This is a genomic window from Chryseobacterium cupriresistens, from assembly GCF_046614675.1.
In the GTDB taxonomy this organism is placed as follows: domain Bacteria; phylum Bacteroidota; class Bacteroidia; order Flavobacteriales; family Weeksellaceae; genus Chryseobacterium; species Chryseobacterium cupriresistens.
Genome location: NZ_JBKKJT010000006.1, coordinates 113,262 through 133,862 on the forward strand (window position 1 = coordinate 113,262; position 20,601 = coordinate 133,862).

A 20,601-nucleotide genomic window follows, 5' to 3' on the forward strand; every position below is an offset into this window, starting at 1 on the left:
TAACAATGGTAATTTTGTTTACATAAATCAACAATGTGATGGCAACTAAAAAAATAGAAATCGTAGTATCTCCAAAACCTGCGCACTTTGTAGGCGATGGGTTCAGGGTTCACAATTTCATTCCGGGAGTTCCTGGATTGGATATGAAAAGAATGGATCCGTTCATTATGCTTGATTATAATTCAAAATTTCATTTCAATGGTTCAGACAGACCAAGAGGTGTAGGAGTACATCCGCACAGAGGTTTTGAAACAGTAACGATAGCGTATAGCGGAAAAGTAGAACACCATGACAGCGCTGGCGGCGGCGGCGTGATTGGAGAAGGTGATGTTCAGTGGATGACTGCTGCCAAAGGAGTTCTTCACAAGGAATATCATGAAACAGAATGGGCAAAAGAAGGAGGAATTTTTCAGATGGTTCAGCTTTGGGTGAATCTTCCGGCAAAAGATAAAATGAGCTGCCCAAAATACCAGGCTATTGAAAACTCCAAAATGGAAAGAGTTGATCTCGGTGATAATGGTTTTATTGAAGTAATTGCCGGAGACTATGATGGTCATAAAGGACCTGCAAGCACTTTCACTCCGGTTCACATGATGAACGCAAAACTTAAAGCAGGAGGAAAAGCAGAATTTAGTTTCCCTGCTCATTTCAATACCGCGACTTTGGTGATTGAGGGAAGTATTATTATTAATGGAGAAGAGAATGTTAAATCCGATCATTTTGTATTGTTTAAAAATGAAGGCGAAACATTTACCATCGAAGCAAAGGAAGATGCTGTTGTTTTAATTATCAGTGGTGAGCCTATCAATGAACCTATTTACCCTCATGGTCCTTTTGTGATGAATTCCAGAGAAGAAATTATGCAGGCTTTTGAGGATTTTAATACCGGAAAATTCGGATACCTGGAAGATTAAAAGATTTAAATTTATCTTAATCTTTGATTATTCCTTTTTTATTAACTTTATATAATGGCAAACCTTATAGGTTTTATGAACCTATAAGGTTTAATTGTCTTAACAAGCAATTTCCTGCATTTATAGGAAATGCAGCACCCTTAGTACAAATATTATGAAACCAGAATTTGAAAATATACCTCTTGTAAAAGCCGAAAAAAGATTTGAAATAGAATTCAACGGACATTATGCATTTATTGATTACCGTGAAACCATGCATCAGATTTCTTTAATCCATACTGAAGCAGAACCGGAATTAGCCGGAACTGGCGCGGCTGCTGCAGTAGTAGAGAAAACTTTGAATTTTATTGAAGAAAGCGAAAAAAAACTTCTACCCTTCTGTCCTTATGTTTTCGCTTTTATTAAGAAACACCCTGAATGGAAACGTATCGTGGATGAGAGATTTGAAGGCTACGACAAACTGTAAACCTTCATCAATACTCATCAATTTATTTAAATAACATTTAAAAAGTATAACATCATCATGTCAAATATTGGACTTATTATTGAAGAAAAAGCGGCAGATATCGGAAATTTCCTCGTAGGAAGACTTCTTCCTTTCCGTGAGAAAAGAGCCGTTGGACCTTTTGTTTTTATTGACCACATGGGGCCTTCAGAATTAAAAGATTATCAGAATCTCGATGTTCCGCCACATCCGCATATCGGCTTATCTACATTGACTTATCTGCTGGAAGGCTCTATTTTCCACAGAGACAGTATTGGAAGTGCTATAGAAATAAAACCGGGTGCTGTTAACTGGATGACAGCCGGAAAAGGGGTTGTACATTCAGAAAGAACACCTGAATATTTAAGACATAGTGATAAAAGACTTCACGGATTTCAGATCTGGGTAGGCCTTCCAAAGCATCTTGAGCAGTCTGAGCCTACTTTTCATCATATTGAGGCAGATGAAATTCCGGTGTGGGAGGAAGATGGTATTCAGTATAAATTAATTGCCGGTGAAGCATTCGGAAAAACATCTGCAGTTCCGGTACACAGCAAATTATTTTTCCTTGAAATTAAAACAAAAGAAGCCAAAAAAATCAGCATTGGAAAAGATCTTTATGGAGAAGCAGCCATGTACGTTCTGGATGGAACGGTGACCACAGATGGAAATTCTTATGGTTCTAAACAGCTGATGATTGCTAAAGATACCAAACTTTGCGAATTTGAGATGAGCGAAAACGGAACGGTTTATCTTTTCGGTGGTGAGCCATTCGATGAAGAGCGTTTTATATTCTGGAATTTTGTTAACTCTGACAAAGAATTAATTGAACAGGCAAAGGTAAACTGGAATGATCAGAATCACGAAGCATTTCCTCTGGTTCCAGGTGACGAAAATGAATATGTGCCGCTTCCTAAGGCTATTTTAAACAGAAAATAACTTCAGTTCAGATTATTAACTATGAAAATATTAGCATTTGCCGGAAGTACATCTTCCACGTCTATCAACAGGGAACTGGTAAAATTTGTTCTGAAAGATTTTCAGGATGAGGAAATCAATCTGATTGACCTCAACGATTTTACGATGCCCGTATTCTCTGTAGACCTTGAAAAGAAAGGTTTTCCGGATGAAGCGCATCAGTTTTTAAAAGCGATTGAGGAATGTGATGTGATCATCTGCTCTCTTGCTGAGCACAACCGTTCTTACAGTGCAGCTTTTAAAAATGTTTTTGACTGGGCTTCAAGAATTAACGTAAAAGTATTTCAGAATAAACCCATGCTTCTGATGAGCACTTCTCCAGGAGGCTATGGCGGCGGAAATGTGATGAATACGGCAAAAACATTTTTCCCACAGTTTGCGGCAGACATTAAGGATACTTTTTCATTGCCAAAATTCTATGAAAATTTTGATCTGGAAAGCGGGGTCATCAATCCGGATATGCTGAATGATCTGAAAGGTAAAATACAAAACTTTAAAAATCAGATAAAGTAAATGAACAAAGGAAGACTGGAGGCGTTCAGTGATGGTGTCCTTGCTATTATTATCACCATTATGGTACTTGAACTGAAAGTACCTGAAGGAAATAGCTGGGCCAGTGTCAAACCTCTTCTTCCTAAGTTTCTGGCTTATATTTTCAGTTTTATATATGTAGGAATCTACTGGAACAATCATCATCATTTGTTCCAGACAGTAAAGAAAGTAAATGGCAGCATTCTCTGGGCCAATCTTCACCTTCTGTTCTGGCTTTCTCTGATGCCTGTTGCTACGGAATGGATCGGGACAACAAATTTTGCAAAAAATCCCGTTGCAGTCTATGGTATCGGGCTCATTATGTCGGCTATTGCCTATACTATTCTGGAACATGTTATTATCCGTTGTGAAGGGGAAGATTCAAAACTGAAAGAAGCCATCCATTCGAAATATAAAGAGTATATCTCAATTGTATTTTATGTCCTGGGAATCGCTACTTCATTTTTTTATCCTTATATTGCCATAGGTTTTTATTATATCGTGGCTCTTATATGGCTGATTCCAGACAGAAGAATCGAAAAAACATTAAAAGAAAATTGATATGGAAACACACGAATATCCTAATGGAAACATTACTGTCATCTGGCAGCCTAAGAAATGCATCCACTCTGCCATATGTGTAAAAACACTTCCAAAAGTCTATAATCCTAAAGAAAGACCGTGGATAAAAGCAGAAAACGCAAGTCCTGAAGAACTCAAAAATCAAATAGACTTATGCCCTTCAGGTGCATTAAGTTATAAATTCAATACAGAAAAATAATGGCGGTAACGGTAAAAGCAAGTTTAGGAAAAACAAAATATTATACAGAAGTAACAGCCGGCGAAAACACAATCATTACGGATGAACCGATTGATAAAGGCGGACAGAACAAGGGTTTCAATCCGCTGGAAATTTTGGCTACGTCATTGGCAAGCTGTACCGCAGCTACATTGAGAATGTATATTGAAAGAAAAGAATGGGATGTGGAAAACATCAATGTAGAAGTAGAGCTTGAAAATTTCCCATTAACAAAAAGAGCTGTTTTCAAAAGAGATATCAGCTTTGAAGGTATTCTGGATGATGAGCAGCGTAAAAGGCTGCACACTATTGCAGACGCATGCCCTGTTCACAAAATATTAACCAACGACATAGAAATACTAACTAAATTCTCATAATATGATCGAAGTAAAACAAAACAACGACGAAAAACACGGAAGTTTTGAAGCTTTCATAGATGGAAGACGCGCAGGAATGATGACGTATACCTGGGCCGGAGAAGAAAGATTTATTATAGACCACACCGAGGTGGAAGAAGCTTACAACGGAAAAGGCGTAGGCAAGGAAATGCTTCTGGCAGCCGTAGATTTTGCCAGAAAAAATGACAAGAAGATTATTCCCCTCTGCCCTTTCGCTAAGGCAAGTTTCCAGAAAAGTGAGGAACTTCAGGATGTTTTAGTGAATTAGCCACTGTATTACACCCTTACGATACAACCCTTTCAGAGATCGCTCTGAAAGGTTTTTTTATGCAGTTATTTATTCTCAATACCAGATCTCTATTAACGCAAAGTTTATTTTGAATTATATTAAATTTTAAGCAGGCAAAGAGTGAATCAATTTTTAATTGATTTGATGAAGCAAACTGTTTCTATTAACTCAGAAAACAGTATCCGGCTTTAAGACAGAAAAAGTAAAGTTACTTTTTACCGATGTCACCATAAAAAGATGAAAATATAGAGAATCATTTCTTTTATAAGCTTTATAACTTCCAGCTTCCAGCTCCAGGCTTCAGACCTTTCTGAAAATACTGGTTTTATCCCAAGCTTGGATCACTTTCAAAAAAGTAATTATATAAAAATTGTGTCTGAACTAAATTCATGATTCACGACTGATCTTTTTTATATATTTGCTAAAATTTAAAAATCAAGAATGAATCCAGGAACTATCCTTTTGTTATTTGTTTTCGTCTATTTTATCGGTCTTTTGGTGATTTCTTATTTCACCAGCCGGAATTCTGATAACCAGTCTTTTTTTATCGGTAACAAAAAGAGTAAATGGTGGCTCGTAGCATTCGGGATGATAGGAACCAGCCTGAGCGGGGTTACTTTTATTTCAGTTCCGGGAACCGTCGGAAAAATGACCGGCTCCGAATATATTTACGGAGGTTTTGAGTACTATATGATGGTGATCGGTTTCTTCATCGGATATTTTATTGTAGCAGCGATACTTTTACCGCTTTATTACAAGATGAATCTAACCTCTATTTATACGTATCTGGGGAAAAGATTTAACGTGGAAGCTCATAAAATAGGTTCTATCTTTTTCATTATTTCAAGAGCGATTGGAGCTACCGCAAGATTATACCTGGTAGTAAATGTTTTACAGATATTTTTACTTGAAGGATTGGGAGTTCCGTTTTGGGTAACTTCCCTTGTACTTCTGCTGATGGTACTTCTGTACACTTTTGAAGGCGGTGTAAAAACGATTGTTATTACAGATACCCTGCAGACTTCATTTATGATCATCAGCCTTGTAGCATGTATTGTTTATATTTTATCCAACCTGAATTTATCATTCGGTGAAGCTTATACGATTCTGGAACAGAAGAACTATACGCATTTCATCAATTTTGATCCTAATTCCAAAACCTTTTTCCTGAAAACCATTCTGGGAGGAATTTTCATTACCATTGCCATGACAGGGCTGGATCAGGAAATGATGCAGAAGAATATTTCTGTAGACAATCTTAAGAATTCAAAGAAAAATATGCTGACCTTCGCCGGAACACTTCTTATCGTGAACCTTGCATTCTTATTCCTGGGAGGGTTGCTATACCTTTTTGCGCTGCAGCATGGAGCGGAATATGGGACTATAAACGGTGAAACGGTAACGAATATTTTCGGATTTAAAGACCCTTCAGGAAACATTAAAAATGTAATGGGAGACGATCTTTTCCCGGCTTTATCGCTTCAGGGATATTTTCCTATGGCTATTTCCGTTATTTTCATCATCGGATTAATTTCAGCCTTATTCCCTTCTGCAGACGGTGCTTTAACAGCTGTAACAAGCTCATATTGTGTAGATTTATTAAACCTTAATGAGGATAAAACCAAAACTGAAAAAGAGAAGAAACGTCTTCGTATGAAAGTGCATTTAACTTTCACTGTCGTTTTCTTTATTCTGATCATCGTTTTCAAGGCATTAAATGATAAATCCATTGTGTACCTGATCATGGAAATTGCAGGATATACCTATGGACCGCTTTTAGGACTTTTCGCCTTTGGAATTTTCACCAGGTTCCAGATTTCAAGAAAATATTCAATTCTTGCGGTAACTATTTTTGCCCCTGTCCTTACCTATTTAATCAATCTTGCTGTTACAACGTATACAGATTACAGAATCGGTGTAGAACTGATTGTACTTAACGGATTGCTGACCTTCATTGGTCTGTGGCTGGTAAAAAACAAGCAGCACTTAAGAGTCGTTTAACACTTATAAAAACATAAAAAAGGCTGTTTTCAATGAAGACAGCCTTTTTCTTTTTATTGGAATCAATGAAATAGATTATTCTTTAATCCACTTAATTGTTTTCTCTAAGTTCTTAGATTTAACTTTGATCATATAGTCTCCCTGGACAAGGTGAGACAAGTCAAAAGTACCTGTTTTATCATAATTCAATTTGTTATTTGCCTGAGTGAACACTAATTTTCCGCTTACGTCGTATACGGTAATATCATATACTTCATTTGAAGTGGTAAACTTCACATTCAATAATCCTTTACTTGGATTAGGATATACAACAAATACATCTTTATTGGCAGCAGTCTCGTTCACACCCAATGTCTGAGTAATGGTGAAGTTGACAGGGTTAATGTTGTAAAATACGTTCGTTTCTGCAGCCACCATAATTCTTGCCTGTGTTGTATTTACGTTAGGAATAGTAACAGCTTCAGAACCATCATTCGGAGTAGAAGCCAGAATCAGTGTAGGATAGGTAAGACCGCCGTCTGTTGAAAGATAAATATTGACAGTAGCAGCATTCACAGGAAATGCCGTTGTATTGGCGACATCCCATGTTACCGTCTGAGTGGAATTACCAGCCCAGCTTACCGCTGTAGCAGGTGCAGTTACATTAAAAGGTCCGGAATTTCCATCAACAGTAATAACAGCATCATCATTGGCTACTCCGGCGCAACCCGCATTATTATCTCTTACGGTCAGTCTGAACTCCATCGTTCTTGCATAAGATGGTCTAACTTCTCCTTTGGAAACCGTACCATTGATTACATCTGTAAGTTTTGGGAAATATCTGTAAGGAACGGTTACAGGTACGTATGATCTGAACAGGGGTGCATTTCCTGTAGGAGCATTCCAGTCGCCTGCCGGGCCTACATCATTCTGCTCCCAGCTGTATGTAAGAGGATTATTATCGATATCTGTAGCAGATCCTTCCAATCTGAATGGTGTACTCTTCGGGATGGTATAATCACCTCCGGCGTTTACTGTTGGAGCAAAATTATTAACAGGAAGCGTAACCTGACATGTTGTTGACTGAACTTTTGTTGTGATAGACTGATATGATTTGGTATGGAAAGTCGGAATACTGTTAGGAGCCAGGTTATTGGTACTTCCACAAATTCCGGCGTAAGCCATTATGGTAATTCCACTTCCAGGTTCTACAGCATTAGATGCACTACGGTTACCATTACAACTCCCTGTAATGGCATTAAATGTATGCGGCCCACCAAACTGATGCCCTACTTCATGGGCTACATAATCAATATCATAAGGATCTCCAACAGGATTAGGCGAGCCCGTGATCCCTCTTCCTTTATTGGTTGCATTACAGATTACTCCCAATCCGGCTAATCCTCCGCCACCCGTACTGAAGGTGTGTCCGATATCATAATTTGCATTTCCTATCAATAAATCAATCTGAGTCTGGCTCTCATTAATTAACGTGCTGGCATTGTTATTTCCGTTAAACGGATCTGTAGCGGCATTTGTAAAGACCACATTGGCTTCATTATCCACCAGTACCAATCTTGAAGCAACTTCCTGTTCGTAGACTCCATTCACCCTGTTTACGGAGGTTACTATGGCTGAAAGTGTCTGTGCTACAGTAGGTGTGGCGGTACCTGTTGCTGCTACAGCATATTCTCCTGTACAAGCCACCGCAAGTCTGAAAACTCTAATCTGATTTCCTACGCTTGGTGCTACGGTCTTTTGAGCGTTTTTTTTTCCCAGGGGAGAGTCGTCCTCATCCTTTACTCCACAAGACCTTGGGTTTTTATCAATCAAATCACTTTTTTTATAAATGATATAATTGCTGATATCCTGTTTTGCATAGGGGTCAATATAAGAATCTCCGGCTACTATAGATTTTATCTGTGCATGGAATCCCAGCTCTGTAAAATCCAGTTTTATGGTGGCGTACTTGTCGTCAATTCCCTGTCCTGTAAAAGTAACAATCTGAGGAAACTGGCTGGCTAACCCGGGAGCCATCACTGAAGATTTCCAGATTCTGAATTTTGCTTTGGTGCCGTCAGGCATTGGCAGAACAATAATAGGAGCATTGTCTTTACGATCGCTGTCTTTTAACTCCGGAACGGAATTAAAATAACTTTTCATTCCGGCTACATCCAGTGTGTACGTTAGTGCCTTTTCCGGTTGTACTGTTCTGTTTTTAGGGTCTGCTTTAATGGATCTTTCACTAATTACTGTAAAAAAATCCTGTGCTTTCCCGGAGGAAACGGATATTATAAATATCCCCAGATAAAATAATTGTTTAATTTTCATATATAATGGTTTGTAATTTTTATTCATTCAAATAATAAGGCCAAAGCTAAAAGATAATTAACCAAGGAATAATAATTCAAATAATCTGGAATTATAAAATTAATTAAATTAATCAGATTATTACATACAAAAAGTAAAAATTTAAATACAAACCTATAGAAAATGTAAAAATTCGCCTGTATAAAGGCATTAAGCTAAAATAAATTAATTATAATTTTTTCTTTTATTTACACAGATACTTTTACGATTTTAATATCTTTGAAATGTATAAAATAAACAGAATTAAAAATTAATCAAAATAAAAAATACAAACCTAAAAACCATGAAAAAAATTATCTCATTTTTCGCTTTCCTATTAACATTCAGCTTTATGAGCGCTCAGGACAATTTTGAACTATCAACATTAAGAATCGGGCCGTTTAAAGTCTTTATGCCGAAGGCTGAAGCCGAAAAAATTGCAGGAACAAAGCTGGTTAACACGGGTGGAGAGAAAAAAAACATGGTAAAGTATAATGGAGAAACTATACAGATTGATCTTTTTGATAATTACATTAATGAAGCCAATCCAAGTGTTCCTTCGATTACCTATATGACAACAACTAGTAAAAAGTTTAAAACCAAAAGCGGAATCGGAGTTGGAAGCACCCGCGACGACCTGATCAATGCCTACAGAAATTACCCCAACTTTAGTGTACGCCCGGATTGGGACTCTAATGGCAAACCGATTAAAGACAACGGTTATTTTAATCTTGAAGACAGCCAAGCAGGAACGCTGTTAAGCTTTAAATTTGTTAATAATATAGTCACCGAAATCTCCGTTTACCTTAATGAAGGTTGTTAAAAGCAGAAAAATATTAAAATCATACAAAGATCGGGGTTTTACCTCCGGGCTTTTGCATTTCCGTAAGCCGGTAAAAAATTGTAAATTCGCATACAAATAAATCAGATATAATGAGTAAAAGTATTGAGGAGTTAAAGACTCTTACTACGCAGATCAGAAGAGACATTTTAAGAATGGTTCACGCTGTTAATTCAGGACACCCGGGTGGAAGCTTAGGTTGTACAGAATTCTTTACAGCCCTTTATGGTAAAGTGATGAACTATAAGCTTCCTTTCACAATGGAAGGCAAAAATGAAGATCATTTTTATCTATCAAACGGACATATTTCTCCGGTATTCTATTCTACTTTAGCAAGATTTGGTTTCTTCCCTGTTGAAGAACTGAGCACTTTCAGAAAATTAGATTCAAGATTACAGGGACACCCAACTACACATGAAGGACTTCCGGGAGTCAGAATCGCTTCAGGTTCTCTTGGACAAGGGCTTTCTGTTGCACTTGGAGTAGCTCAGGGTAAAAAATTAGATGGTGATCAGTCTCTTGTTTACTCTCTTCACGGAGATGGTGAGCTTCAGGAAGGTCAGATCTGGGAGGCATTGATGTATGCTTCTGCTAAAAAAGTAGATAACATCATTTCTACTATTGATTACAACGGACGCCAGATTGACGGAGATACCGATGATGTATTAAGCTTAGGAAATCTTCATGCAAAACTAGAAGCATTCGGATGGACTGTTTTGGAAGAAAAAAACGGTAATGATCTTGAAGCGGTCATTGCAATTCTTGAGAAAGCAAAAACAGAAACCGGAAAAGGAAAACCTGTAGCCATCCTTCTTCATACAGAAATGGGATACGGAGTTGATTACATGATGGGATCTCATGCGTGGCATGGTAAAGCTCCTAATGATGAGCAGTTAGACACGGCATTCAAGCAATTGTACCTGGAAGCTCCGGCTGATTATTAATTATAAATGATAAATTATTATTGATAAATGATACTCCTGGAACTTTATAATATGATTAATCACTCATCATTTATCAATGATCAAAAACTTTAGTAAAAAATGAAATATACATATACAGAAAAAAAGGACACTCGTTCAGGATTCGGAGCAGGATTAGCAGAATTAGCGGACAAAAATCCTAATGTAGTAGCACTTTGTGCAGACCTTATCGGTTCTTTGAAGATGGAGAAATTCATTGAAAAGGCTCCTGAAAGATTCTTTCAGATCGGTATTGCAGAAGCGAACATGATGGGAATTGCTGCAGGTCTTAGTATTACAGGAAAAATTCCTTTTACAGGAACTTTCGCGAACTTCTCTACTTCAAGAGTATATGATCAGATCCGTCAGTCTATTGCTTATTCTGACAAAAATGTAAAAATCTGTGCATCTCACGCAGGTCTTACTTTAGGAGAAGATGGGGCTACTCACCAGGTTCTTGAAGATATCGGTATGATGAAAATGCTTCCCGGAATGACCGTGATCAACACTTGTGATTACAACCAGACTAAAGCTGCTACCCTGGCGATTGCAGATTTTGAAGGTCCTGTATATTTAAGATTCGGAAGACCTGTGGTTCCTGTATTCATCCCTGAAGATATGCCTTTCGAAATCGGAAAAGGAATTATGCTTCAGGAAGGTACTGATGTAACGATTGTTGCAACAGGACATCTTGTATGGGAATCTCTTGTAGCGGCTGATGAACTTGAGAAAGAAGGTATTTCTTGTGAGGTGATCAACATTCACACGATCAAGCCTCTTGATGAAGAGATCATTTTAAAATCTGTAGAAAAAACAGGTAAAATTGTAACGGCTGAAGAGCACAACTATCTTGGCGGTTTAGGAGAATCTGTTGCAGGTATGCTTGCAAGAAGAAGACCTACAAAACAGGAATTTGTGGCGGTAAATGATACTTTCGGAGAGTCTGCAACACCAGCAGAATTGATGAAAAAGTATCAAATTGACGCGGCTGCAGTAAAAGAAGCTGTAAAGAGAATTTTAGCTTAAAATAAGGTATTATATAGACAAACTCCGGCGGTTTCTTCGAAACCGCCGGAGTTTTTTGCTGGCAGATTTGTGAAAATCTGTTTTTTGTGATGTATCAACCACCCCGTAAAAAATTCTTTGAATTTTTGCCACCCTTCCGGAGGAGGTGAATGGTTATACACCCATTCTTCATTGTATTAGTTTCTACCCTGATTATTATTGTTCCGGTTGATTCAAAGGAATTCCAACAGCGACGAGAACGGGACATAAGATTTCTTTGATGTATTCATCTTCTCTTCTTTCGGAAGCTTTAGATCCGGAAAAGTAATTGCTGATTCTGTAGTTTTTCACAAACTGATTTCTTTTCTTCCCGATGGAATAATAATACCCACCTCTTTCATCGTTAATAAAATAGGTCATTTCATCAAAGTTCATCAGCTTTTTGGAAAGTAACAGTTTTCTGTAAATACACTTTTCTGATTTATCAAAAATATATTTCACAGGAATTATGAAAAGAAGGTCAAACAGGAAATAAATCATATAAACAGCCCATAAGCCCATTGCTATTTTAAACTGGTCGCCAGACATCTTATCCATAAAATAATACACAATAACAGGAAGTGCAATCACTCCCAGTCCCAGCCACCATACCAGAGTGCGTAGGAAACTGTAATTCGGCATAAAGCTTATTTCACTTCCGTTTTCTTCAAATCTATAACGGTCTCTGATATCCATTCTCAGGACTATTAAGGTTCATTATATCTTCCGTCTCATTGACCATTTTCTGAATTCCTTTCTGAGTAAGTGCCTGGCCTATGGTAAGCTGCTTTTCTTTTCCATCTACTTCAAAATACATAGACAACATTACATTTGTGGTGATAAAACCCATGTATTTTGTAGCCAAAACATGAAAATTTCTGAAATTTTCTATGGGATAGGTCTTTACCGGAACAAAAATGGAGTGTTTTCCCGTAACTGTTTTACGGTCCATATCAATAATGAATTTCTTGGTAAAGAAATTGATCATAATAAGTACTACTGTAGCAATAATAACATAACTGAAAGTTCTTAGGCTATTAAAGATTAATGCTGCTACAATCAGGAAAATAATACAAAGCACGGATACAAATACCGGCTGGTTTTTAAAAATATATTGGTTTCCTTCCTGTTTATAAAATTGGTAGTTGTTCATAAGTAATGTAATTGTTCTTTATATTTTGGATGAGATTTTTCTGTTATTATTACTGTATAAGAGGGCTTCTGAGACAATTATTTTTATCGGGCTTCATATGTATATATTTAAAGTGTTTTTTTATGCATCATATTTTTAATTGCCCCAGGCAGCCATCCAGTTCAGATATTCAGTTTTGTATTCATTATCGTTAAGTCTGACGATAAGATCTTTTAGCTCTTCCTTCTCAAACTCATAGTCTGAGACCGTGAAAATCAGGAAAATATCTTTGCCCGTGATCTTTGTGAAAAAGTTCTCTTTTTTAAGTTTTTCCAGCACTTCAATACAGGTAGAATACAACTTCATCTGAAAACCTTCAAACCAATGACCATCGTCATCATGTTTAGTAAGCTCTGCCCTCAATTGGGTACAGATTTCATCAAATTCTTCATTAGCCCCTTCCATTTCATAGGTCCATTCTGCCGGTTCATATTTATAATAAAGAGCATCTTCGTCATCCGTATTCTCCATAGCTTTCAATGTATTGGCAGCAGGGCAAACCGTCATTGCTCCCTCATCGCTGTACAAAGCAAAACTGTAAATACCTTCTGCTCCATGCTTTTCGTACACTTCTAAAAAAGCCTTCTTAGCAGCATCTTCTATCTGCTGTTTCAAAATTTCAAAATCCATACTTCCTTTCTTTTCTAAAATGGGCGGTAAAATTACCTTTATCCTGTTAAATCAGTATATTATATTCTTTAAAGGTATAGCCAGTTTCATGATTATAGCTAGCTGTTTTTATTATATATAATCCAGCCGGGAATTAAAAATCAATCTACAAAAGTGTTATAACGGTCAAGAACATATCCTGCTTCTCTTTCCAGGTTATCAAGATCACGGTTTAGATCCTGACTATTTTCGTTTAGGCTTCGCTGTACGATTCTCATTTTACCCAGGAAATCATTGACAGAACTGTTGAATGCCTGATAACTGTTTTCCTTCTGTTTTTCTGAAGACGGAATTTTCTCATTGATATTCCTTTTATATAATTTTTCCATCTGCTCGTATTGGTGGGAAAATTTGTTTTTATAGACATTCATATCCGCTACATCATAGGAATCATCAATAATTTTCTGAGCCAGCTCCATAACCTCCTTAGATTGAATGATCTGTGTTTTGAGCGGATGATCTTTAAGCATCTCAATTTCTGCTTTATTTGCCCTTGGGGAAAGCTTAGTGAATAAGTCATTGGCCGCAGTACGGTTTTCTTTAATAAGTTGTATTGCTTTTTCGTTGATTTCGGTGACTTTCTTTCCTTTATCATCTTTCCAGTCCTCTGCCTGTTTGTAAGTGTCCAGTTCTTTTTTTAAAGATTCCAATCGGATCATTGTATCCTTCATCTTATCCACAAGTGTCTGAAAATTCTTTCCCAATACATCCGGAGCCTTTAATTCCTGACGGGTGTACAACATCACTGAAGGCGTAAAAATGGGCATAATACCGGAAGCTTTTGGATTGGCACCGGCATTTTTCACATAGTCTTCCATCTGTATCAATATATTCTGAAAATCTTTGATAAAATCTGACTGCTCATCATCCATTTTCACAACTTTGTTATTAAAAGAAATAATATCTCTGTTTACATCCCCGGAATTAGCACTAAAAGGGTTTACCTGCCCTGAATCATTCTGTGACAGCTTTTCTTTAACTTTTTCCAGCTTATCGCATGATATAACAGAAAAGCTAAAAAAAAGCATCCCTGCGATGATTAATGGTGTTTTCATAATTCTATATTAAATGTTAAATAGGTGTTTCCAAAATTTTTGAATCCTATCCGATAAAAGAAAATTTGTCCTCAAATATTTTCCCTATTAATGGCAAAGGCTTTTCAACATCGTTGGCTGCATTAATAATCCCGATAATCATCAACACCAAAGGAATCAAACCCAATATTCCCAGAATTCCGATTTTAGTCACCATCAATACAATATTGAGAATGATAGATAAAAAAATAGAAAAAAGAATTAATCCCAATGATTGTTTCAGATGGTATTTTAAAAGGCTGTCCGACTTTTCTTTTCCGATAAAGAAGGATATCAGCCATCCGAAAAGCGTAATGTAAGAAACAATTGATAAGGTTTTGTTGTCCATAGCTGTAAAATTTTAAATTAATATTCTTTGATTTTTTCTGGCCCAAAATTGCATAAGAAAAAGATCCCAGGCTTCTTTTCAGCAACTACAAAACATCTTCAATGCTGATTACAGATGACTACAAAATGTCTACAAAAACAATTAAACAACTAATATTCAACAAATTAAAATCGAAACATAGTTCTACTTTTTCAGACAGGAAATTGACAGGTGTCTACAATTTTTGTACTTTCACCTTATGAAATTAAAGTACTTACTTTTATACTGTATACTTTTTATCTGCCCACTATATCCCGCACAGAATGCATTTATTGATGGTCTTAAGACCCAGTTGAATGAAGATCATATTTCTACTGCAGAAAAATTCAGAATTTACAATGAACTTACCGAATATTACAGAGTCAGCGATCAATATTCTACAGCTGAAAAATATGTTCAGCAGCAACTTGATCTTGCTAAAAAAGAAAATGATTATGCTGAAGAAGTAAAAGCTCTCAGTCAAAAAGGAGTCATTAAGCTTAATCAGTCTGAATATGATAAGATTCCTCCCATCCTGGATGCTGCGAATGCAATTGTTCAAAAGAGTCATAACAAAACGGCTGAACTATATGCCACCTATCTGAATATCTACTACAGAAATTCACTTGGCGAACTTGAAAGTACAATCAGGCTTGTTCAGGAAGTTCTTCCCACCGTTGAAAAACAACCTTCTGAAATCTTATTAAACGCAAAGCTCAATTATCTTCTCTACGGAATCTATACAGAATGGAACGATGCTGAAAATGCCACCAGATATGCCAAAAAATCCATAGAGCTTGCTGAAAAGGCTGGAAACAAAAATTTACTCAGTTCTACCTATTCAGCACTGGCTGTCTGCTACTCCTTTCAATATGAGAAAAGCGGAAACTTAAAAGATCTTAAACCCGTCATAGAGATGTGTAAGAAAGCTGTTGGCCTGTACCATCAATTTCCCGGTCATGTCTCAGCCCATGTGCATGCAATGGCCTTACTGAATCTTACAAACTATTATCTGAGCTATCCGGTTATGACTCCCGAAATCCGTGAGGAAATTCAGAATAACGCCCATGAAATCCTGACCCTTACCCAGCATACAACTCTTAATCAGAGTATGCAGGCAGGTGCACTTGGTGTTTTGAGCAATCTTGCATCACGGGATCAGAATGATGCTTTATCAGAGCAGTATCTTCTGAAAGCGGAACAGATTCTGCTTACCCAGCAGCCGGTTTATTATCACGTGATGATCAATGTGGTAAAAAACCTTGCAGAACTTTATGCAAAACAGGAAAATTACCGGAAAGCTTATGAGTACGAGACAAAAGTAACTGAATACAGCAATCTTCTCTTTGATGAAGGCCAGGCTGAAACTGCAAAAAGATTGGAAGCCCAGTATCAATCGCAGAAAAAAGAATCTGAACTCAGATCTCTCACCGAAAAAACGGCCAGTCTGAGAAAGGAAAAACTTCTTTATATAATACTGGGAATCATAGGATTGATTGGTGCCTTCTTTATGTTCCGTTCTTATCATTTTAAATTGCGGTATTCTATAGAAAGGGAAAATAAGCTTGATACAGAAAAGCATGAAGCAGAAATGCAGGTCAAACTTCAGGAGGAAGAGCAGGCCCGATTAAGGGCAGAACAGGAACTACTTACCCTTCAGCAGCAAAAACTTCAAAGTGAGGTACTGGCCAGCCAGCTTCATATTCAGCATAAGAATGAGGTTCTGCAGCAGCTTCAGACCCAGCTTTCCGATACGGATATTAATATTCATCAGGTGGTAAAGGGAGAAAACCGGGTTGACAGTGATTTTGAAAAAATCAGATTCACCATTCAGGAACTGCATCCTGATTTCTTCAAAAATATCAATGAAAAAGCTAAACAAAAGCTTACAGCACTGGATTTGAAATACTGTGCTTACCTCTATCTGGGAATGGGCACCAAACAAATTGCCAACCTCCTCAACGTAGAACCCAAGAGCGTAAGAATGACCAAATACCGTCTGAAAAAGAAGTTCGGTCTGGATCAGGACACCGCTTTAGAATCTTTTTTCCAGGGGGTATTTTCTGAGTAACTATATATATTTTATTTTTATACTCAATTGAAAGCTTTTCGTCTTAAGATTGAAAAGCTTTTTTTATACTTAAAATTCATTTGTTAATATCCAAAGTTTTAAAATCAGAGGTTTTTTTATAAAAACTGAGGGGATACTTACGTGGTTTTGGTGCTAAAAAAGTTGATTTTAAATAAAACAAATCATAAGAAGCATACAAATAGTACCCAAAACAAGTTATTCAACATCTTATTTCCAGGCTTACATCACTTATTTTCCGGTATTGTACAATAGAAAATATTACCGTACAAACTATTGTTAGAGTCAGTAGCTTTCTTTTTATAGCCGGTATGTAATTTATACTTTTTCGAATTTCAAATATTTCACCAAAGCCCTGCTCTTATTCAGAGTAAAATTTGCATTTGTACACAAAGCAAAATACAAATCATTTACACATTTTATCCCTATAAAGTGATCTAAATATTTATAGTTTTATCCCATCAACGTTGACAAAATGTATTCTTCAAATTTAAACTACAAGTGTACAGTGTATAATAAATAGGAAGAATTATTCACCCAAAGTCAAGGGTTAATTTGACACAAATGATTTATATAACAACAAAAATTACCAACATGAAAAAATTAAATGGAATGAAGAGTGGCTTCTCTTCTTTGGAAAACAAAAAGTTAAATGATTTAAAGTCAATAATTGGTGGCAGCGGAAGCTCCTATTCAATCAAATGTAATTTAGTTAATTCTGAAGGATGTACAGATACTGATTATTATAATGATGATGGATCTTATAAAACCAGAGGATGGCTTTGTGTAGGGCCTGTCCAAATTTCAAATGATCTAAACTAGGAAATAGGAGAGAGAGATCTCTCCTTTTATTTCAATTCAAAAAAATTAATTATGAAAGTTTTGTTTTTTTTTTGCTATTCTTTCTCTTTATTGATAACATCTGAATTTTTAAAAGCTCAGAAATCCAGCTTTATATATGAATTAAACTACCAACCAGGTTCTGATAGTCTGAAAAAAGAGAAAATTATTTTTAATCTGGATATTAAAGGTAAAGAGTCTTTATTCCGATCAGACAAATTCCGTGAATCGGATTCATTAAAAGTGAATAGAGGCTGGGAGAATGGATTTGATATGGAATATAACAATAAACAGCTGTATGTGTATAAGAAAAATAATAATCGCGAGATTTTTAAATACGTCTTTGTTCCTTTAATTCATAGCGTATATGCTATTCCTATTAATGATGAACTTCATTGGAAAATTATTGAAGAAAAAAAGAAAATAGGTAATTACAATTGTCAAAAAGCAGAAGTAGAATATGGAGGAAGAAAGTGGAATGCCTGGTTTACAAATGAAATTCCTTTACAACAGGGTCCATATGTTTTTTATGGATTGCCAGGACTGATTGTAAAAATCTCTGATGAAAAATTTGATTATGATTTTGAACTAATTCAAATAAAAGACTTTAAATGGAAAGAGCTTTATACAAATAAATTTCAAAAGCAAATTACCTGGGAAGACTTTCAAAAACTTCAAAAAAACTACTATACTGAACCATTATCTATGATCAAAAATTCTGATATAACATCTTATGATGAAAGTGGAAATATAATGAAAACTAATTTCAAAGAAATGAAAGAAAATATTCAAAAAAGAATTCGAGAGAAAAATAATCCTATTGAGCTAAATCATAAAGTAGAATATAAATGATATTAATTATCTCAAAAAATTCTGATAGGTCAACTATACAAGTTATAAAATGGCTTTCTTCAATAGGAAAGAATTGGATTCGAATACATGAGGACGAATTTTTTGAAATCAAAACTATAAAAAAAAGAATCTTCCTTAAAAGCCAAAGAAATAAATTTTTCCTCGACGAAATCGAAAGCGTATGGTATCGTAGAGGTGGAATTAATTTTAAACGTTTACAATACAACAACTCATCTATAAACATTCACATGAATGAAGCTCAGCATTGGCTTGAAGATTATATTATAAAAACTTTGGAATCCAAAAGGCATATTAATACTCAAACGAATGCTCATGTTAATAAACTTGTCGTATTGGAGGTTGCAAAAAAAATTGGTCTTGAAGTTCCTGATTATTTTCTTGCCGAAAATACTGATGATATTATATTGGAACAAACAATAGTAAAATCTATAACTGGAAATGTAATATTAGAATCTATTAATAAAAATGAAGACGGCGTGATGTATACAACGACAATTAAAGAGACAGAAGAAAAGAATTTCTTTATCTCTTTTTTCCAGAAAAAAATTGATAAGGATTTTGAAATCCGAAGTTTCTATTTAAATGGGACATTCAATTCTATGGCTATTTTTTCACAAAATGACGAACAGACCAAAACTGATTTAAGAAAATACAATATGGAAAAGCCTAATAGAAATGTACCATATAATCTACCTAGAGCTGTTGAGGAAAAAGCACAGTTACTTATGACAGCTTTGGACCTCAATTCGGGATCAATTGATTTTATAAAAAGCGGAAATAATTATTATTTTTTAGAAGTAAATCCTATAGGTCAGTTTGGGAATCTATCTACGGATTGTAATTATTCTTTAGAAAGAAAGATAGCAGAATTTTTATAGCATAAAACCAGATGAAAAACAATTTTAATGAAACCAACTTATTACCCCTTACTTTTAAATACATAGAAATATTTAAAAATAAAATCTCTTTAAAAAATAATAAAAAAGAAGAAATCATTTATTTTATAGAATGTCAAAAATTTCATTCCAATTTTTATATAAGAGAAAGACCACTTAAATTCCTTGTAAGACTAATATAACCACTAGAAAAATGGTCCCAATCTAAATTATAAAAGAAAATGAATAAAATAAGTCTAATTTTTGTAATGCTCACTTCCTTTTGCTTCGGACAAAAAATGAGTTTTATTTATGAGGTAAATTATCGGTTAAACCATCAGTTGCCAGATGAATTTACAACCAAAACAATGATATTAGATTTTGTAGACAAAGAATCTGTTTTCAGAGAAAGTATGGATCGAAAATCTGATTCACTGAAAATGAATAATGGCTCGCCCATGCTTTCTTCAGGGTTTGAAAATCAATTTTATATAAAGAAAAACCTTTCAACTAATAAAATATCAAAAATAATTACAAATGGACAGTTCAGCTATCTTCTTCCCATAGAAGAAACGTTAAAATGGAAGATACTTTCAGACAGGAAAAAAATTGGCAATTATGATTCTCAAAAAGCGGTAATCACTTATGGCAATAGAGAATGGACAGCATGGTTTTCTAATGATATACCAATTAATGATGGCCCTTATATTTTCAGTAATCTACCCGGATTAATAGTATCTGTGGCAGATGAAAGTGGTGATTATAAGTTTAATCTGGTACAAATTAAAAAATCAGCAAACCTGTTTAATGTCAGAACAAAACCAATATTAATTGACTGGAATAAATATGATCAATTGGCGAAGGCATATTATGTAAATCCTAATGCTGAAATAGAACAAAAAATCAGAAATGCAAAAAAAGTTGTTATGCAAGATGCTCAAGGAAATGTTATTGATTTTAATATCAGACAAATGAATAAAGATGAGCAAGAAAATATCAGAAAAGATAATAATCCTATTGAACTCAATCACAGAATTGAATATAAGTAGCTTTA

23 protein-coding genes are annotated in these 20,601 nt (G+C 35.5%); 17 read left to right on the forward strand and 6 right to left on the reverse strand.

All coding sequences use genetic code 11. The features are described from left to right. Positions 1-38 precede the first annotated feature (38 nt). The 9 genes from ACLI50_RS17045 (at position 39) to ACLI50_RS17085 (ending at position 6,394) form a co-directional block, all read left to right on the forward strand. On the forward strand, positions 39-914 hold the full coding sequence (locus tag ACLI50_RS17045) for a pirin family protein (protein WP_411414294.1): 876 nt from the start codon (positions 39-41) through the stop codon (positions 912-914). Between the two features lie 154 nt (positions 915-1,068). Continuing rightward, positions 1,069-1,380 (forward strand): GNAT family N-acetyltransferase, encoded by a 312-nt coding sequence (locus tag ACLI50_RS17050; protein WP_062675410.1) that lies wholly within the window; start codon positions 1,069-1,071, stop codon positions 1,378-1,380. Between the two features lie 57 nt (positions 1,381-1,437). Beyond that, on the forward strand, positions 1,438-2,337 hold the full coding sequence (locus tag ACLI50_RS17055) for a pirin family protein (RefSeq protein ID WP_411414295.1): 900 nt from the start codon (positions 1,438-1,440) through the stop codon (positions 2,335-2,337). A gap of 21 nt (positions 2,338-2,358) precedes the next feature. Then, a complete protein-coding gene (locus ACLI50_RS17060; protein WP_202843361.1) occupies positions 2,359-2,889 on the forward strand; it encodes an NADPH-dependent FMN reductase in 531 nt (176 codons plus the stop codon). Further along, positions 2,890-3,468 (forward strand): TMEM175 family protein, encoded by a 579-nt coding sequence (locus tag ACLI50_RS17065; RefSeq protein WP_202843363.1) that lies wholly within the window; start codon positions 2,890-2,892, stop codon positions 3,466-3,468. It begins immediately after the preceding gene. A 1-nt stretch (position 3,469) separates the two neighbouring features. Continuing rightward, positions 3,470-3,688 (forward strand): (4Fe-4S)-binding protein, encoded by a 219-nt coding sequence (locus ACLI50_RS17070; protein WP_110010863.1) that lies wholly within the window; start codon positions 3,470-3,472, stop codon positions 3,686-3,688. Beyond that, complete coding sequence (locus ACLI50_RS17075; protein WP_202843365.1) at positions 3,688-4,083, forward strand: OsmC family protein; 396 nt, start codon at positions 3,688-3,690, stop codon at positions 4,081-4,083. Before ACLI50_RS17070 ends, ACLI50_RS17075 begins: the two co-directional genes overlap by 1 nt. Position 4,084: 1 nt before the next feature. Continuing rightward, on the forward strand, positions 4,085-4,372 hold the full coding sequence (locus tag ACLI50_RS17080) for a GNAT family N-acetyltransferase (protein ID WP_171006298.1): 288 nt from the start codon (positions 4,085-4,087) through the stop codon (positions 4,370-4,372). A gap of 462 nt (positions 4,373-4,834) precedes the next feature. Beyond that, entirely contained in the window at positions 4,835-6,394 is a 1,560-nt protein-coding gene (locus tag ACLI50_RS17085; protein WP_411414296.1) for a sodium:solute symporter, read from the forward strand. Between the two features lie 75 nt (positions 6,395-6,469). Here ACLI50_RS17085 and ACLI50_RS17090 read toward each other — a convergent pair whose 3' ends face one another. Then, a complete protein-coding gene (locus tag ACLI50_RS17090; protein ID WP_411414297.1) occupies positions 6,470-8,704 on the reverse strand; it encodes a reprolysin-like metallopeptidase in 2,235 nt (744 codons plus the stop codon). A gap of 322 nt (positions 8,705-9,026) precedes the next feature. Here ACLI50_RS17090 and ACLI50_RS17095 point away from each other — a divergent pair, with 322 nt between their 5' ends. The 3 genes from ACLI50_RS17095 (at position 9,027) to ACLI50_RS17105 (ending at position 11,551) form a co-directional block, all read left to right on the forward strand. Next, positions 9,027-9,545, forward strand: coding sequence for a hypothetical protein (locus tag ACLI50_RS17095; RefSeq protein ID WP_411414298.1), 519 nt, complete (start codon positions 9,027-9,029; stop codon positions 9,543-9,545). A gap of 77 nt (positions 9,546-9,622) precedes the next feature. Further along, a complete protein-coding gene (locus tag ACLI50_RS17100; protein ID WP_227944265.1) occupies positions 9,623-10,507 on the forward strand; it encodes a transketolase in 885 nt (294 codons plus the stop codon). A gap of 99 nt (positions 10,508-10,606) precedes the next feature. Beyond that, complete coding sequence (locus tag ACLI50_RS17105) at positions 10,607-11,551, forward strand: transketolase family protein (protein ID WP_110010857.1); 945 nt, start codon at positions 10,607-10,609, stop codon at positions 11,549-11,551. Between the two features lie 195 nt (positions 11,552-11,746). Here ACLI50_RS17105 and ACLI50_RS17110 read toward each other — a convergent pair whose 3' ends face one another. From ACLI50_RS17110 to ACLI50_RS17130, 5 genes are all read right to left on the reverse strand, one after another. Continuing rightward, the gene (locus ACLI50_RS17110) at positions 11,747-12,265 is read right to left on the reverse strand and encodes a hypothetical protein (RefSeq protein ID WP_343643448.1); all 519 of its coding nucleotides are present in this window, start codon (positions 12,263-12,265) and stop codon (positions 11,747-11,749) included. Beyond that, positions 12,243-12,722: a hypothetical protein gene (locus ACLI50_RS17115; protein ID WP_343643449.1), complete on the reverse strand. Its 480-nt coding sequence runs from the start codon at positions 12,720-12,722 to the stop codon at positions 12,243-12,245. The genes ACLI50_RS17110 and ACLI50_RS17115 overlap by 23 nt, the downstream gene beginning before the upstream one ends. A 135-nt stretch (positions 12,723-12,857) precedes the next feature. Next, positions 12,858-13,391: a DUF4303 domain-containing protein gene (locus ACLI50_RS17120; protein WP_343643450.1), complete on the reverse strand. Its 534-nt coding sequence runs from the start codon at positions 13,389-13,391 to the stop codon at positions 12,858-12,860. Between the two features lie 140 nt (positions 13,392-13,531). Further along, positions 13,532-14,485, reverse strand: coding sequence for a DUF3829 domain-containing protein (locus ACLI50_RS17125; RefSeq protein ID WP_343643451.1), 954 nt, complete (start codon positions 14,483-14,485; stop codon positions 13,532-13,534). Positions 14,486-14,531: 46 nt separating this feature from the next. Further along, positions 14,532-14,852, reverse strand: a complete 321-nt coding sequence (locus ACLI50_RS17130; protein ID WP_343643452.1) for a magnetosome magnetite crystal formation protein family — start codon at positions 14,850-14,852, stop codon at positions 14,532-14,534. Between the two features lie 238 nt (positions 14,853-15,090). Between ACLI50_RS17130 and ACLI50_RS17135 the strand changes: the two genes are divergently transcribed. From ACLI50_RS17135 to ACLI50_RS17155, 5 genes are all read left to right on the forward strand, one after another. After that, positions 15,091-16,941, forward strand: coding sequence for a helix-turn-helix transcriptional regulator (locus ACLI50_RS17135; RefSeq protein WP_343643453.1), 1,851 nt, complete (start codon positions 15,091-15,093; stop codon positions 16,939-16,941). 612 nt (positions 16,942-17,553) lie between these two features. Next, the gene (locus ACLI50_RS17140) at positions 17,554-17,781 is read left to right on the forward strand and encodes a TIGR04139 family peptide modification target (RefSeq protein WP_343643454.1); all 228 of its coding nucleotides are present in this window, start codon (positions 17,554-17,556) and stop codon (positions 17,779-17,781) included. Between the two features lie 51 nt (positions 17,782-17,832). After that, positions 17,833-18,651, forward strand: a complete 819-nt coding sequence (locus tag ACLI50_RS17145; protein ID WP_343643455.1) for a GLPGLI family protein — start codon at positions 17,833-17,835, stop codon at positions 18,649-18,651. After that, positions 18,648-19,550, forward strand: a complete 903-nt coding sequence (gwsG, locus tag ACLI50_RS17150; RefSeq protein WP_343643456.1) for a grasp-with-spasm system ATP-grasp peptide maturase — start codon at positions 18,648-18,650, stop codon at positions 19,548-19,550. Before ACLI50_RS17145 ends, gwsG begins: the two co-directional genes overlap by 4 nt. A gap of 239 nt (positions 19,551-19,789) precedes the next feature. Further along, positions 19,790-20,596: a GLPGLI family protein gene (locus tag ACLI50_RS17155; protein ID WP_343643457.1), complete on the forward strand. Its 807-nt coding sequence runs from the start codon at positions 19,790-19,792 to the stop codon at positions 20,594-20,596. Positions 20,597-20,601 lie beyond the last annotated feature (5 nt).

Excerpts from the sequence above, each read along its gene's own strand:
- ACLI50_RS17105 (WP_110010857.1), top strand. The coding sequence starts at position 10,607 with ATGAAATATACATATACAGAAAAAAAGGACACTCGTTCAGGATTCGGA.
- ACLI50_RS17085 (WP_411414296.1), top strand. The coding sequence starts at position 4,835 with ATGAATCCAGGAACTATCCTTTTGTTATTTGTTTTCGTCTATTTTATC.
- ACLI50_RS17135 (WP_343643453.1), top strand. The coding sequence starts at position 15,091 with ATGAAATTAAAGTACTTACTTTTATACTGTATACTTTTTATCTGCCCA.
- ACLI50_RS17070 (WP_110010863.1), top strand. The coding sequence starts at position 3,470 with ATGGAAACACACGAATATCCTAATGGAAACATTACTGTCATCTGGCAG.
- ACLI50_RS17140 (WP_343643454.1), top strand. The coding sequence starts at position 17,554 with ATGAAAAAATTAAATGGAATGAAGAGTGGCTTCTCTTCTTTGGAAAAC.
- ACLI50_RS17120 (WP_343643450.1), bottom strand. The coding sequence starts at position 13,391 with ATGGATTTTGAAATTTTGAAACAGCAGATAGAAGATGCTGCTAAGAAG.
- ACLI50_RS17125 (WP_343643451.1), bottom strand. The coding sequence starts at position 14,485 with ATGAAAACACCATTAATCATCGCAGGGATGCTTTTTTTTAGCTTTTCT.
- ACLI50_RS17065 (WP_202843363.1), top strand. The coding sequence starts at position 2,890 with ATGAACAAAGGAAGACTGGAGGCGTTCAGTGATGGTGTCCTTGCTATT.
- gwsG (WP_343643456.1), top strand. The coding sequence starts at position 18,648 with ATGATATTAATTATCTCAAAAAATTCTGATAGGTCAACTATACAAGTT.
- ACLI50_RS17075 (WP_202843365.1), top strand. The coding sequence starts at position 3,688 with ATGGCGGTAACGGTAAAAGCAAGTTTAGGAAAAACAAAATATTATACA.
- ACLI50_RS17145 (WP_343643455.1), top strand. The coding sequence starts at position 17,833 with ATGAAAGTTTTGTTTTTTTTTTGCTATTCTTTCTCTTTATTGATAACA.
- ACLI50_RS17115 (WP_343643449.1), bottom strand. The coding sequence starts at position 12,722 with ATGAACAACTACCAATTTTATAAACAGGAAGGAAACCAATATATTTTT.
- ACLI50_RS17095 (WP_411414298.1), top strand. The coding sequence starts at position 9,027 with ATGAAAAAAATTATCTCATTTTTCGCTTTCCTATTAACATTCAGCTTT.
- ACLI50_RS17155 (WP_343643457.1), top strand. The coding sequence starts at position 19,790 with ATGAATAAAATAAGTCTAATTTTTGTAATGCTCACTTCCTTTTGCTTC.
- ACLI50_RS17110 (WP_343643448.1), bottom strand. The coding sequence starts at position 12,265 with ATGGATATCAGAGACCGTTATAGATTTGAAGAAAACGGAAGTGAAATA.
- ACLI50_RS17080 (WP_171006298.1), top strand. The coding sequence starts at position 4,085 with ATGATCGAAGTAAAACAAAACAACGACGAAAAACACGGAAGTTTTGAA.
- ACLI50_RS17090 (WP_411414297.1), bottom strand. The coding sequence starts at position 8,704 with ATGAAAATTAAACAATTATTTTATCTGGGGATATTTATAATATCCGTT.
- ACLI50_RS17060 (WP_202843361.1), top strand. The coding sequence starts at position 2,359 with ATGAAAATATTAGCATTTGCCGGAAGTACATCTTCCACGTCTATCAAC.
- ACLI50_RS17130 (WP_343643452.1), bottom strand. The coding sequence starts at position 14,852 with ATGGACAACAAAACCTTATCAATTGTTTCTTACATTACGCTTTTCGGA.
- ACLI50_RS17055 (WP_411414295.1), top strand. The coding sequence starts at position 1,438 with ATGTCAAATATTGGACTTATTATTGAAGAAAAAGCGGCAGATATCGGA.
- ACLI50_RS17050 (WP_062675410.1), top strand. The coding sequence starts at position 1,069 with ATGAAACCAGAATTTGAAAATATACCTCTTGTAAAAGCCGAAAAAAGA.
- ACLI50_RS17045 (WP_411414294.1), top strand. The coding sequence starts at position 39 with ATGGCAACTAAAAAAATAGAAATCGTAGTATCTCCAAAACCTGCGCAC.